Here is a 13,506-nt window from a genome sequence, read left to right as displayed (position 1 = left end):
GGGCGCCGATGACGGCCGCCCCCGCGCGGGCCGACGAGCGGGTCGCCCGGGTCGGCCTGGCCCGCCGCCTGATCGTCCGGCCGGAGCTCGGCGCCGTGGTGGGGCTGGTCGTGGTGTTCGCGTTCTTCGCCGCGCAGTCGGAGGTGTTCCGCTCGCCCGCCGGGATCGCCAACTGGCTCGACCCGGCCGCCACGCTCGGGATCATGGCGGTCGCGGTGGCGCTGCTCATGATCGGCGGCGAGTTCGACCTGTCGGCGGGCGTGCTGACCGGCACCAGCGGGCTGATCCTGGTCACGCTGGCCACCCGTTACGGGTTCGGCGTGTGGCCGGCGATGCTGGCCGGGCTGGTCGTGGCGCTCGCCGTGGGGTTCGCCAACGGCCTGGTGGTGACCCGGACGAAGCTGCCCAGCTTCATCGTCACGCTGGGCACGTTCCTCATGCTGCAGGGCGTCAACCTCGGCGTCACCAAGGCCATCACCGGAACCGTCCAGGTCGGCGGGCTGCGCCGGGCGGCCGGGTTCGACGGCGCCAGCGCGCTGCTCGCGGGCACGATCCAGATCGGCGGCACGTCGTTCCGGGTGGCGATCCTGTGGTGGATCGCGATCACCGCGCTGGCCACCTGGGTGCTCATGCGCTCCAGGCCGGGCAACTGGATCTTCGCCGTGGGCGGCGACGAGCAGGCCGCGCGGGCGGTCGGGGTGCCGGCGGCCCGGACGAAGATCGCGCTGTTCATGACCACGGCGGTGGCCGCCTGGCTGGTCGGCTCGATCCTGGCGCTGCGCTACACCTCCGTCCAGGCCAACATCGGCATCGGGCAGGAGTTCATCTACATCATCGCGGCCGTCATCGGCGGCTGCCTGCTGACCGGCGGGTACGGCTCCGCCGTCGGCGCCTCCATCGGCGCGGTGATCTTCGGCATGGCCGACAAGGGCATCGTGTTCCTGGGCTGGGACGCCGACTGGTTCAAGTTCTTCCTCGGAGCCATGCTGCTGCTCGCCACGCTGGCCAACCGGATGGTCCGGCGCTACGCCGAGGAGGTGCGGCATTGATCCTGCAGACCCGCGACATCGGCAAGACGTTCGGCTCGGTGCTGGCCCTGCGCGGCGTGTCGATGGGGGTGGAGGCGGGCTCGGTCACCTGCGTGCTCGGCGACAACGGCGCCGGCAAGTCCACCCTCATCAAGATCCTCGCCGGTGTGCACCAGCACGACACGGGGACCTACCTGGTGGACGGCGCCGAGGTGCGCTTCTCCAGCCCGCGCGAGGCGCTCGACCGCGGCATCGCCACCGTCTACCAGGACCTGGCGATGATCCCGCTCATGTCGGTCTGGCGGAACTTCTTCCTCGGCTCCGAACCCCGCAAGGGGATCGCCTTCGACGTGGCCGGGGCCCGGCGGACGGCGGCGGAGGAGCTGCGCGCCATGGGCATCGACATCCGGGACGTCGACCAGCCCGTCGGCACGCTGTCCGGCGGCGAGCGGCAGTCGGTCGCCATCGCCAGGGCCGTGCACTTCGGCGCGCGCGTCCTCATCCTGGACGAGCCCACCTCGGCGCTGGGCGTCAAGCAGGCGGGCGTGGTGCTGCGCTACATCGCCCGCGCCCGCGACCGGGGGCTCGGCGTGGTGTTCATCACCCACAACCCGCACCACGCCTACCCGGTCGGCGACCGGTTCCTGCTGCTCAACCGCGGGACCAGCATGGGGGAGTACGCCAAGTCCGACATCGGCAAGGACGAGCTGACCGCGCTGATGGCCGGCGGCGCGGAGCTGGCGGAGCTGGACCACGAGCTCCGGCGCGAATGAGCGCCGCTTGACGGGAATTTGACGCAACCGGGCGATCGGATCGAGGCAGGCCAAGGCAGGAACCGGGGTGGACCACACTGACGACCGGGGACGGCCACCGTGACAACGATGATCAGCAAGCAGATCGTGCTGGAGAAGGCGGCGCAGGAGTTCGCCGACGCCAACGCCAAGCGCCCCTTCATCTACGAGCTCCCGCCCGAGCAGGGCCGCGAGGTCCTGGAGAAGCTGCAGTCCGACCCGGGCGTGCCCAAGCCGGAGATCGACGAGGAGTGGATCCAGGTGCAGGGCGGCCCGACGGGCATCGTCCCGGTGCGCATCGTCAAGCCCAAGGGGGCCACGGGCACGCTGCCGGTCATCTTCTACATCCACGGCGCGGGCTGGGTGTTCGGCTCGGCGCACACGCACGACCGGCTCGTGCGCGAGCTGGCCGTGCGCACCGGCGCCGCCGTCGTCTTCCCCGAGTACGACCGCGCGCCCGAGGCGAAGTACCCCACGCAGATCGAGCAGAACTACGCCGCCGCCCAGTGGGTGGCCGAGCACGGCGCGGAGAAGGGCCTGGACCCCTCCCGCATGGCCGTGGCCGGGGACTCGGTGGGCGGCAACATGTCGATCGTGCTCACGCTCATGGCCAAGGAGCGCGGTGACGTGCGGCTGCTCGGCCAGGTGTTGTTCTACCCCGTCACGGACGCGAACTTCGACACCGAGTCCTACAAGCAGTTCGCCACGGGCTACTACCTCAACCGGGACGGTATGAAGTGGTTCTGGGACCAGTACACGACAGATCCGGCGCAGCGCGCGGAGAGCCACGCCTCGCCGCTGCGCGCGAGCGACCAGGAGCTGCGCGGCCTGCCACCGGCCCTGGTGCTGAACGGCCAGGCCGACGTGCTGCGGGACGAGGGCGAGGCGTACGCCGCCCGGCTGCGGGAGGCGGGCAACGACGTCACGGCGGTCGAGCTGGCGGGGATGGTGCACGACTTCGCCATGGTGGACCTGCTGCGCGACACCAACGCCAACAAGGCCGCCATGAGCCTGGCGGTCGGCAAACTGCGCGAGTGGCTGAACCCCTGATCTACAACGTAAAGACGCCTGCGTTCCGCGCTGCCCATACGGTGAGAAAGAACGATATTTCTCAACCAAGCCAAAGGAGTACGGAAGCGTGGCACGCGACGCTGTCTGGGCCGTTATTACCGGCATGTACGACGCCTACGCGCGAGGCGACAGGCAGGGCATCGACCGGCTCCTCCACCCGGAGGCCACGATCTGGGACTCCGCCGAGCCCGGCCTGATCACCAGCAGGCGGCAGCTCGACAGAGTACGCGACGCGCGGCCGTCGGACGGCCCGGCGGAGACCTCCGTCCGGCCCATCGACGAGATCGTGGACGTGTGGGGCGACACCGCCCTGGCCCGGTACCTGCTGCAGGTGGACTTCGAGCAGGGCGACCCCGAACTCGTCCGGACGACGAGCGTGCTGCGCCTGGTGGACGGCGAGTGGAAGATCGTGCACGTGCACGAGAACACGCTCAGCTCGTGCACCAGGCCGCACACCGACGACGTGCGCGCGGACACGCCCTGACGACGTGACCGGGCGCGGGGCGCGCGGCGCGACGGCCCCGGCAGTGACAGCGGCAGTGCCCCGGCAGTGACAGCGGCGGTGATCCGGCAGCGACCCCGGCAGTGCGCCGCGCACAGCCGGGCCGGCCCCGGCCGGGCGTCGCGCACACCGAGGCGGAAGGGGGACGGCCCTATGGTGCGGCAATACTTCGCGCCCCCCTCCGAGGAGCTTGCATGACCGCCACCGACGCACCGACGCTCCCCATCGGGGCGGCGTTCGACCGGATGCCGTTCTCCCGCCGGCACGTGCTCATCGCGCTCGCCCTGTTCATCGCCTTCGTCATCGAGTCCTGGGAGCAGCTGGCCCTGGTCTACGTCTCCGGCGACCTCGGGCCGGCGTTCGGCATCGACGAGGCCGGGATCGGCGTCGTGCTGTCGGCGGTGGCCTTCGGCATGATCCCCGGCGTGCTGGTCTGGGGGCCGCTCGCCGACCGCGTCGGACGCCGGCCGACCGCGTTCTGGTCGCTGCTGGCCTACGGCGTGATCGCGCTCGCCTCGGCGTTCGCGCCGAACATGGAGACCCTGGTCGCGCTGCGCGTCTGCTCCGGGCTCGCGCTGGCCGGGGTCTACACGATCACCTTCCCGCTCTTCCTGGAACTGCTGCCGACCAGGCACCGGGGCCGGGCCGCGGTCTACCTGTCGATCGGCTGGCCCATCGGCATGCTGGCGGCCATCGCCGCCTCGGTGACGCTCGGCGGGCTCGGCTGGCACGTCGTGGTCATCGCCAGCGCGGCGGCCGGGCTGTGGGCGTTCGCGATCAGGGCGTGGGTGCCCGAGTCGCCGTACTGGCTGGCCGCCCGCGGGCGGCAGGAGGAGGCGCGGGCCGTGCTCCGTCTCCTGGGCAGCCCCGACGCCGAGGCCACGTTCACCGTCGCCGGGACTGTGGCGAGCGAGCGCGCGGGCAACCCCATGGACCTGTTCCGCGGCCGGCTGGCCCGGATCACCGTGCTCATGCTGCTGCTCAACTTCGTCTTCAACTGGGGCTACTGGGGGCTGCAGACCTGGCTGCCGACGCTGCTGCAGGCCAAGGGCCTGTCGCTGTCGGCCTCGCTCGGCTTCGCCGCGCTCAGCGCGCTGATGATGATCCCCGGGTACGTGAGCGCGTCCCTGCTGACCGGCCGGTTCGGCCGCAAGAAGGTCTTCCTGTTCTACGTCGTCGCCGCCGTGCTGGGCGGCCTGTGGTTCGCCACGGCGAGCAGCCTGACCGGCCTGTACCTGGGCAACTTCGTCCTGTCGTTCTTCAGCCTGGGCGCGTGGGGCGTCTGGAACACCTGGAACGGCGAGTTCTACCCCACCGCCCTGCGCGGCACCGGTTACTCCTGGGCCACGGCCTCCCAGCTCGTGGCCACCACGGTCGCGCCGTCGGCCGTGGGCGCGCTGCTGGCCCACGCCACCGGCTTCACCGCGACGATGCTGGTGATCAACGCGTTCATGGTGGCCACGGCGCTGCTGGCCATGCCGCTGCCCGAGACCGAAGGGCGCGAGCTGGAGTGATCCTCGGCGTCGCGCTGGACGGGCCGTCGCCGGCGGTGGTGGCCGTCGGCGACGGCGCGCCGCCGTCGCAGGCCGTACGCGCCTGCGTGGCGGTCGACCTCGACGGGATGCCGCGCGCGCCGGTGGCCGCGATCCGCGTCGGCGGGCCGTGCCCGCCGGTGCTGCGGCCGGTGGCCGACCCGGGGGTGGCCACGATCGTGCGCGGCGGGCACAGCCTGACCGGCCGCCCGCTGGCCCCGCTGGACACCGGCGCGGTGCGCGCCTTCGCCGCTGGCTGCGGCCTGCTCGACTTCGCGGTGACGGCGACCGGCTCGCCGATGCTGGCCGACCACGAGCTGGCGGTGGCCGCGATCATCGCCGCCGAGGTGCCCGCGGCCAGGATCACGCTGTCGTACGAGTTCGGCCGCCCCGGCCTGCGGGAACGCGAGGCGCACGCGATCCGGAACGCGGCGCTCGGCCCCGAGGCGGGCCGGATCGCCGACCGGGTGGCGCGGGAGCTGCCCGGGGTGCCGGTGTTCTTCGCCCGCACCGGCAGCGGCCTGGTGTCGGCGCACTACTTCCGCAGGTACCCGCGGGCCTGCGACCGCGGCGGGACGACCAGCCTGCGCCGCGGCCGGGCCGCCCTGGCCACGGCGGACGTCCCGGCGCCGTTCCAGGTGATCGAGCCGGCGGGCGAGGACCTGCTGGCCGCGGCCTACGGGGCGGCGCTCGCCCGTCCCGAGGCCCAGGTGGAGCGCATCGTGCAGGCCCGCGGCCGGGCCGAGCTGGACCGGGCGCTGCAGGACGCCAGGGACGAGGCCCTGACCCGGGTGGTCAGCGCCGGCGCCGCGCCCGGCTTCGCCCGGATCGCCGAGACCACCGTCAACCCGCTGTCCTACCTGCCCGACGGCTTCTACCGGGTGCGCGTCACGGCCGAAGGCGCGACGCCGTGACCCGGCTCGTCGGCCCCGATGAGCTGCGCCGCTTCTCGGCGGGGTCGCGGCTGTTCGCCACGGGCGCGGGCGAGTCGTCCTACGGTCTCACCCTCGCCTGGGCGGAGTCGGTGCTCGGCGACGGCGTCGAGCTGGCCGCCGCGCACGAGCTGGACCCGGGGACCTTGTGCATGGTGGTCAGCCTGGTCGGGTCCACGACCGCGCTGGGCGAGCAGCTGCCCGCGGGCGACGAGCCCGTACGGGCGGTGCGGGCGCTGGAGCGGCGGCTGGGGGAGCGGGCCGGCGCCGTGGCGGCGCTCAACCTGGCGGCCGAGAACGCGCTGATCCCGCTGGTCGCCGCGGCGGCCCTGGGCGTGCCGCTGGTCGACGGCGACGGGACGGGCCGGGTGTTCCCGCTGGTGGAGCAGACGACGTACACGCTGGGCGGGCTGAGCGCGTCCCCGATGGCGCTGGCCGGGGCGTCGGGGGAGCTGGTGCTGCTGGAGACCGCGGGCGGCCGGGTGGAGGAGCTGCTGCGTCCCGTCGTGCTGGCGGTGGGCGGGTGGGCGGTGGCCGCCTGCTACCCGATGGCGGCCGGGGACCTGGCCCGGGTGCTGGTGCCGGGCACGGTCAGCCTGCTGCTGGCGGCCGGAGTGGCCGGCGCGCCGCGCTCGGCGGCGGCCCCGTACGGGGTGCGCACGCTGTGCGCGGGCCGCATCCTGGCCGTCGAGGGCAGCACGGGGCACGGCGCCGACGTGGCCATGCCCTCGCTGCCCTCCAGCATCGTGGTGCAGGAGACGGGCGGCCTGCGCAGGCTCGTCCGGCTGGAGGCGCACAACGAGATCGTGCTCGCCCTGGCCGACGGGGCGCCGGTGGCGATGGCGCCGGACCAGATCTGCATGATCTCGTCGGCCGACGGCCTGGTCGTGGACGTCGACAAGGCGGCGCCCGGCATGGAGGTGGAGATCATGGTGGTCAAGGCCGCGCCGGTCTGGCACACGGACGCGGGGCTCGCGCTGGGCGGGCTGCGGGCGTTCGGGATCCCGTTCGAGCAGCGGGCGGAGTCGCCGTGAGCGGCCTGCGCGAGCCCGGCTGGGAGGCGCCGGTCACGGTGGCGGAGCTGGTCAACGCGGGCCCGCTGGCCGGGGCCCGGATGTACGGCAGCGGCGACAACCCCGTGCACCAGGTCCGCATCGTGGACGACCTGTCGGTGTTCGGCGCGGTGACGCCCCACACGGCGGTCGTGCTGATCGGCGCGGCGGCCGGCGGCGGCTGGGCGGTCGAGATGGCCATGCGCCGGGCCTGGGAGCAGGCGGCGGCCTGCGTGATCGCGCCGTCGGGCGGCCTGAGCGCCGGGTCGGGCGAGGTGCTGGCCGAACGGCTCGGCGTCACCCTGATCTTCGTGGACGAGGACCCGCTGATCGTCGCCGTCCGGGTCGCCTCGGCCGCCTCCAGGCCGGAGGCGGCCCGCACCCAGCTCGTCGCCCGCTGCGCGACCCGGCTGGCCGACGCCGGCCCCTCGGCGCGGCGGGTGCTCGGGGTGCTCAACGCCGAGCTGCCCGGCACGTCGGTGGCCTTCCTCGACCGGTACGGCCTGCACGTCGCCGGCCGCCAGAGCGCCGCCCGCGCGCCGGGCGAGCACGAGCCGGCCCGGCCGCCGGGGTCCCGGTGGGCGGCCGAGGTCGAGGTGCCCGGACAGGAGGGCCCGGCGCTCGGGACGCTGGTGGCCGCCGGCACGTCCCGCTCGCCCGGCTGGCCCGCGGTGGTGCGGACCGTGCTGGGCCTGGCGGTGGCCCCGCTGGCGGCGTGGGCGGCCCAGGAGCGCCTGCGCGCCTCGCGCGACTTCGCGCTGCAGTCGGCGCTGGCCCGGCGGCTGCTCGCGGCCGGCCGGCCGGCCCACGAGCCGGCCGGCGACGGCGGCATCTGGCTGGAGGGAGCCCCGGCGGAGGCGGTGGCGCTGGGGTGGGGGGTGCGCGGCACGCTGACCGCCTACCACGTCCGCCCGATGGGGGCGCTGGCCGACGACGGGCCGCTGGTGCAGGCGCTGGTCACCGCGGCGCTGGGCCAGGTGCCGGTGCTGCGGCGCGGCGAGGGCTGGGCCGGGTGGTCGCCGGAGCCGCCCGGCGACCTCGCCGAGCACCTGCGGCGCTGCGTGCACGGCATGCCCTGGCCGTGCGCGGCCGGGGTGGGCGCGGCGGTGGAGGGGCTGGAGGCGGTGGAGGAGTCGCTGCTCGGCGCCGAGGCGGCGGCGTTCGTGGCCGGCGCGGGCACGGTGGCCCGAGCCGACCGGATGGGACCGGCCGAGCTGCTCGGCGCGCTCCCGGCGGGGGTGCTGCGCGCCCCGGCGACCGTCGTGCTCCAGCCGCTGCTGGCCGTCGACAAGGACGGCACGCTGCTGGTGACGCTGGCCGCCGTGCTGGACGAGGGCGGCGCGCTCAAGGCCGCCGAACGCCTGGGCGTGCACCGCAACACGGTCACCACCCGCCTGGACCGCATCAAGGCCGCCGGCTTCGACCTGGACGACGCCGCCACCCGCCTGGCGCTGCAGCTCGCTTGCCACGTGCTGCTGCGCTGAGCGGGAGGCGGCGTCGCCGGATCAGTAACCCCTGTTGAGATGGACGCCCGCGCCGACCTTGCGCCGCTTCCCGACGCCGTCGAGGAGGTTGCCCGAGGAGGCGACCGACATCGACTCGCCCTCGCCCTTGGCCAGCAGGATGCCGGTCTCGCGCTTGGTGCCGTGGCCGACGACGGTGTTGCCGGTGATCGCGGCGTGGCCCGCGCCGTAGTTGACCGCGTCCAGCGCCAGGTAGACGAAGTCCACGCCGTCGGGGAGCGGGCCGGTCGCGGCGATCTTGCGCTCGGGCGGCGCCGCACCGCTCTGGCGGGCCTTGCGCAGCTCGGCCAGCGCGTTCGGGGGCGGCAGGAACTTGTGCACGCGGTTGCCGGTGATCGTGGTGGCGGCGTCGCCCTGCAGGTCGCAGCGGATGCCGTAGTACGTCTGGCCCGCCGTGCTCTCGGCGCCGAAGTCCTCGATGTAGTTGTCCTGGATCGAGGTGCCGAAGCAGCGGTGGGCGTCGATGGCGTTCTTCGGGGTCGCGTACAGGTGCAGGCCGCTCATCGTCCAGCCGGCCGCGTTGTCGCTCTGGATGGCGTGGGTGCCGCTGAAGCCGATCCAGGAGCGCTGCAGCGTCCAGTCGGTGACGGAGTTGCCGGGGTCGACGACGCGGATCCCGGCCTCGGCGGCGCCCTCGATGTAGACGTCGCTGATGACGCTGTTGACCATCGTGTTGCGCAGCGTCGTGCCGTTCCTGGACGGGTTGCTGATGCGGATGCCGTCGGACGGCGTGCCGTAGATGTCCACGTCGTAGACCCGGGTGTTCCACGAGCGCAGCAGCAGGCCGACCGTGCCGGTGTTGTGGTCGCGGTTGCCGTCGATGGTCAGCCGCTCGACGCGCACGCTCTCGCCGCTGAACTCGGTGTCCTCCAGCCAGCCCTTGGAGGCCAGCACCGCGGGCAGGTTGGCGCCGTCGGCCTGCTTGAGCACCGTGCCGGCCTTGGCGTCGCCCCGGTAGGTGCGCCGGTCGGCCAGGCTGATCGTGGCGTTGATCAGGCACGGCCCCTTGATGACGATCTCGTCGCCGTCCTTGGAGGAGTCGATGGCGGCCTGGATCGCCGCGGCGTCGCCGGGGGCGTCGGAGCAGGCGGCCTCCACCCGGGCGGCCGAGGCGGGCGCGGCCGGCGTCAGCACGGCGACCGCGGCCAGGCCCGCGGCGAGCGCGGCCGAGCCCGCGAGAAGGCGTGTTCGTAACGCAGTCATGAGAGTCCCCTCGTGAAGATGGTCATGACGGGGACACAGCCTCCCCAGGCTTCGCGTGCCCCCGCGTTGTCGATCATCTTCACAGACCGGAGAACAATCCGTGCGATTTTCGGTCGAATGCGGATCAGTTCGTGATCATGCCCTCGGCCAGGTCGGCCGCGCGCGCCTGCGGGGAGCGGCGGTCGGCCGGGCCGTAGCCGCCGCCTCCGCCGGACTCGCAGCGCAGCACGTCACCGGCCGACACCGGCAGGGCGTTGACCTTGAGCATCCGGCGCTCGCCCGCCGTGCCGGGATTGAGCGTCACCCGCGGGGGAGCGCCCGCCGCGCCGCCGGCCAGCCCCCACGCCGGCGTGACCGAGCGCTCGAACCACAACGACAACGAGGTGTCGCCGCAGAACTCGTACTCCCGCACCACGCCGTTGCCGCCGCGCCACTGACCGGCGCCGCCGGTGTCCGGGCGCACCTCGTACCGGCGCACCCGGACCGGGAACAGCGTCTCCAGCACCTCGATCGGCATGTCCCGCAGCGAGCCGTTGACATTGTTGATCAGGCACGACTCGCCGTCGCCGCCCTCCCACGCCCCCCAGCCGCCGACGGTTGCCTCCTGGGAGACGTACAACTTCCCGGTACGCGGGTCGGTCCCGGTGAACTGCACGATCATCGAGTCCCCGTACGAGGCCGCCGCCGCCTTGCCCGGCAGCGCCGGGGCCAGCGCCTTGACCACCAGGTCGATGAGCAGCCCGAGGTGGGAGTAGTAGTACTGGCAGGCGGCCGGCGACCGCGCGGCCAGCATCGAGCCCGGCCGCGTCTCGACGCTCAGCGGGCGGAAGGAGCCGCCGTTGAGCGGCACGTCCCCCGACACCAGGAGCTTGTACCCCACCCGCACCGCCGCCACGGCCTGCGCCGCGCCGCAGTTGACCGGCCCGCGGGCCTGGTCGGCGCAGTCGGTCAGGTCCACGTGCATCGACTCGCCCGACACCGTGACGCGCACGTTCACCGGCAGCGGCGTGGCCAGGTCGATGCCGTCGTTGTCGAGGAAGCCGGACGCCTCGTACACGCCGTCGGGGATCGCGGCGATGGCCTGGCGTTCCATGCGCTCGGTCTGGGCGAAGATCTCGTCCCGGGCGGCCATGACCGTCTCCAGGCCCCAGCGCGAGACGATCTCCTGCAGCCGCCGCTGGCCGGTCATCGCGCAGCTCACCTGGGCCCGCATGTCGCCGAGCGTGGCGTGCGGGAAGCGCACGTTGCGGGCGATCACCTCGTGCAGGTCGCGGCACGGCCGCCCGCCCGCGTACACCTTCACCGGGCCCAGCCGCAGACCCTCCTGGAAGATCGAGGTGGAGTCCATCGAGCCGCCCGGGTCCTTGGAGCCGACGTCCAGCCAGTGGGCGCGGGAGGCGGCGAACCCGGCCAGCTCGCCGCCGGCGAAGATCGGGCCGTAGACGGTGACGTCGTTGAGGTGGGTGCCGCCGACGTAGGAGTCGTTCAGCACCCACACGTCGCCCTCCTGCCACACCTCGCGGCCGTACATGCGCTCGGTCTCGCGGGTGCACACCTCCAGGTTGCCCAGGAAGATCGGCAGGCCGGACGACTGCCCGAGCACGTTGTGGTCGCGGTCGAGCAGCGCCACCGCGCAGTCCTTGGCCTCGTAGATCACCGGCGTGTACGAGCTGCGGATCAGCGTGGTGTTCATGTCCTCGGCCGCCTGCAGCAGAGCACACCGGATGATCTCGGTGGTCACGGGGTCGATCACTGGACGTCCACCTTCACGATGAGGAAACCGTTGTCGTCGACGGCCGCCAGGCAGCCCGGCGGGATGACCGTGGTCGCGGTCTCCTCGACCACGATCGCGGGCCCGGCGAACGAGCCGGACAGGCCCGCCCGCCGCAAGACGGGCGTGCGGTGCACCACCCCGTCGAAGATCACGTCCCGGACGTTCCCGGACGTCTCCTCGCGCGGCTCGGCGGCCCCGGCGGCGGCGCGCGGGAAGGAGCCGAACCCGGTGCTGCGCAGCATGACGAACTCGACCGGCGCCTCGGGGGTGGCGTGGCCGTACCGGCTGGTGTGGGCCTCGGCGTAGCGGGCCGCGACCGCGGCGAGGAAGCCCGGCTCGCCCGGCTCGGCGGCGTCGCGCAGCGGGACGGTGAGCGTGTAGTCCTGGCCCTCGTAGCGCATGTCCACGGCGTGCTCGACCCGGCGCCGCTCCTCCGGGACGCCCTGCCCGGCCAGCGCCTCCAGCGCCTCCCGCTCCAGTCTCGCCAGGTTCGCGGCCAGGTCGTCGCCGTCGAGCGTGTCCTGCGGCCGGAAGTACGGGTGCGTCAGGTCCCGCCGCACGTCCGCCTCCAGCATCCCCCAGGCCGAGAACGCCCCCGGGAAGCGCGGCACGACCACCTCGGAGATGCCCAGCTCACGGGCGATGAAGACGGCGTGCATCGCGCCCGCGCCGCCGAAGGCGACCAGCGCGAACTCCCGCGGCTCCACCCCGTGCTCGACCGTCAGCGTGCGGATCGCCTGGGCCATCTTGGCGTTGGCCACGTCGCACACGCCCTCGGCCAGCCGCAGCGGGTCCAGGTCCAGCTCCCGCGCCAGGGTGACCACGGCCGCGCCCGCCGCCTCCTCGTCCAGCGTCATCAGCCCGCCCGCGAACCAGGCCGGGTCCACCCGGCCGAGCACCACGTTCGCGTCGGTCACGGTGGGCCGGGTGCCGCCCCGGCCGTAGCAGGCCGGGCCCGGCACGGCCCCGGCCGACTCCGGGCCGACGCGCAGCGCGCCCGCCTCGGCGTAGGCGATCGAGCCGCCGCCCGCGCCGATGGTGTGCAGGTTCACGATGGGCATGAGCACCGGGTAGCCCTCGATGCGGGCCTCGGCGCTGACGTCGGGCCGCCCGTTCACCACGAGCGAGACGTCGAAGGAGGTGCCGCCCATGTCCACGCAGATCGCGTTCTCCCGGCCCAGCATGCGGGCCGCGGCGACGCCGCCCATCGTGCCGCCGACCGGCCCCGACAGCAAAGTCTGCAACGGCCGCCGCATCGCGTACGAGGCGTTGACCAGCCCGCCCGACGACTGCATCACGTGCACCGGCACCGACAGGCCGCGCTCGGCGAAGCGCCGCTCGATCCTGGCCAGGTACCTGCGCACGACCGGCCCGGTGTAGGCCTCCAGCACGGCCGAGGAGGTGCGCTCGTACTCGCGCCACTCCCGCGCGACCTCGTGCGAGAGCACCACGAGCACGTCCTCGCCGAGCTCGGCCCGCAGGATCTCGCCCGCGCGCAGCTCGTGCGCGGGGTCGGCGAAGGAGAACAGCAGGCACACGGCGACGGCGTCGAAGCCCTCCTCGCGGGCGCGCCGCGCGGCCCGCCGCACCGCCTCCTCGTCGAGGGGCTCCAGCTCGCGGCCCCGGTGGTCGAGACGGCCGCCGGCCTCCATCACGTCCTGACGCGGCACGAGCGGCGACGGCTTGCGGTAACGCAGGTCGAACATGCGGTCGCGGTTGCCGCGGGCGATCCGGTAGACGTCCCCGGCGCCCCGGCTCGCCAGCAGCAGCACCCGCGCGCCCTTGCGCTCCAGCAGGGCGTTCAGTCCCTGCGTGGTGCCGTGCACGAAGAAGGAGATGTCCGCGGGGTCGTCCACGACCCGGCCGAGCGCGGCGAACACGCCCTCGGCCAGGTCCCCCGGCGTGGTGGGCGCCTTCGAGGCGGTGACGGCCCCCGTGCGCTCGTCGTAGCAGACGACGTCGGTGAAGGTGCCGCCGATGTCCATGGCGACGCGATAGGTCATGCGCCGCACCGTACGCGCGGGACGGCGCCGCGATCATGGGCGTCCTGCACAGGGAAGGGCCGCCTCCCGTGCATCGCGCTCAACCCGGTGCACCC

At 73.9% G+C, this 13,506-nt stretch carries 11 protein-coding genes; 8 read left to right on the top strand and 3 right to left on the bottom strand.

From position 1 onward, the window contains the following. The first annotated feature begins 8 nt into the window (after positions 1-8). From ACFYYW_RS31130 to ACFYYW_RS31095, 8 genes are all read left to right on the top strand, one after another. The gene (locus ACFYYW_RS31130; RefSeq protein WP_352324758.1) at positions 9-1,049 is read left to right on the top strand and encodes an ABC transporter permease; all 1,041 of its coding nucleotides are present in this window, start codon (positions 9-11) and stop codon (positions 1,047-1,049) included. Then, positions 1,046-1,801, top strand: coding sequence for an ATP-binding cassette domain-containing protein (locus ACFYYW_RS31125; protein WP_387653881.1), 756 nt, complete (start codon positions 1,046-1,048; stop codon positions 1,799-1,801). The genes ACFYYW_RS31130 and ACFYYW_RS31125 overlap by 4 nt, the downstream gene beginning before the upstream one ends. A gap of 108 nt (positions 1,802-1,909) precedes the next feature. Next, the gene (locus tag ACFYYW_RS31120; RefSeq protein ID WP_352324760.1) at positions 1,910-2,869 is read left to right on the top strand and encodes an alpha/beta hydrolase; all 960 of its coding nucleotides are present in this window, start codon (positions 1,910-1,912) and stop codon (positions 2,867-2,869) included. A gap of 88 nt (positions 2,870-2,957) precedes the next feature. After that, entirely contained in the window at positions 2,958-3,374 is a 417-nt protein-coding gene (locus tag ACFYYW_RS31115) for a nuclear transport factor 2 family protein (RefSeq protein WP_352324761.1), read from the top strand. A gap of 212 nt (positions 3,375-3,586) precedes the next feature. Then, entirely contained in the window at positions 3,587-4,906 is a 1,320-nt protein-coding gene (locus ACFYYW_RS31110) for an MFS transporter (protein WP_364392852.1), read from the top strand. Further along, positions 4,903-5,838, top strand: coding sequence for a hypothetical protein (locus ACFYYW_RS31105; RefSeq protein WP_364392849.1), 936 nt, complete (start codon positions 4,903-4,905; stop codon positions 5,836-5,838). Before ACFYYW_RS31110 ends, ACFYYW_RS31105 begins: the two co-directional genes overlap by 4 nt. After that, positions 5,835-6,890 (top strand): DUF917 domain-containing protein, encoded by a 1,056-nt coding sequence (locus ACFYYW_RS31100; protein WP_387653878.1) that lies wholly within the window; start codon positions 5,835-5,837, stop codon positions 6,888-6,890. Before ACFYYW_RS31105 ends, ACFYYW_RS31100 begins: the two co-directional genes overlap by 4 nt. After that, positions 6,887-8,392, top strand: a complete 1,506-nt coding sequence (locus ACFYYW_RS31095) for a PucR family transcriptional regulator (RefSeq protein WP_387653876.1) — start codon at positions 6,887-6,889, stop codon at positions 8,390-8,392. Before ACFYYW_RS31100 ends, ACFYYW_RS31095 begins: the two co-directional genes overlap by 4 nt. A gap of 21 nt (positions 8,393-8,413) precedes the next feature. Here ACFYYW_RS31095 and ACFYYW_RS31090 read toward each other — a convergent pair whose 3' ends face one another. The 3 genes from ACFYYW_RS31090 to ACFYYW_RS31080 all read right to left on the bottom strand — a co-directional run bounded on the left by ACFYYW_RS31090 (position 8,414) and on the right by ACFYYW_RS31080 (position 13,411). Then, positions 8,414-9,634: a hypothetical protein gene (locus ACFYYW_RS31090; RefSeq protein WP_387653874.1), complete on the bottom strand. Its 1,221-nt coding sequence runs from the start codon at positions 9,632-9,634 to the stop codon at positions 8,414-8,416. A 124-nt stretch (positions 9,635-9,758) separates the two neighbouring features. After that, positions 9,759-11,387: a hydantoinase B/oxoprolinase family protein gene (locus tag ACFYYW_RS31085; protein WP_387653872.1), complete on the bottom strand. Its 1,629-nt coding sequence runs from the start codon at positions 11,385-11,387 to the stop codon at positions 9,759-9,761. Further along, positions 11,384-13,411 carry a hydantoinase/oxoprolinase family protein gene (locus tag ACFYYW_RS31080; protein ID WP_364417286.1) on the bottom strand — a complete coding sequence of 676 codons (2,028 nt, stop codon included), beginning with the start codon at positions 13,409-13,411 and terminating at the stop codon, positions 11,384-11,386. Before ACFYYW_RS31080 ends, ACFYYW_RS31085 begins: the two co-directional genes overlap by 4 nt. Between the last annotated feature and the right edge of the window lie 95 nt (positions 13,412-13,506).

Source organism: Nonomuraea sp. NPDC001831, from assembly GCF_042892035.1.
In the GTDB taxonomy this organism is placed as follows: domain Bacteria; phylum Actinomycetota; class Actinomycetes; order Streptosporangiales; family Streptosporangiaceae; genus Nonomuraea.
Note: the sequence above shows the minus strand (reverse complement) of the source record. Positions and strands in the feature narration are given on the sequence as shown.

Coding starts and splice junctions, on each gene's coding strand:
- ACFYYW_RS31120 (WP_352324760.1), top strand. CDS start 1,910: ATGATCAGCAAGCAGATCGTGCTGGAGAAGGCGGCGCAGGAGTTCGCC.
- ACFYYW_RS31080 (WP_364417286.1), bottom strand. CDS start 13,411: ATGACCTATCGCGTCGCCATGGACATCGGCGGCACCTTCACCGACGTC.
- ACFYYW_RS31130 (WP_352324758.1), top strand. CDS start 9: ATGACGGCCGCCCCCGCGCGGGCCGACGAGCGGGTCGCCCGGGTCGGC.
- ACFYYW_RS31110 (WP_364392852.1), top strand. CDS start 3,587: ATGACCGCCACCGACGCACCGACGCTCCCCATCGGGGCGGCGTTCGAC.
- ACFYYW_RS31090 (WP_387653874.1), bottom strand. CDS start 9,634: ATGACTGCGTTACGAACACGCCTTCTCGCGGGCTCGGCCGCGCTCGCC.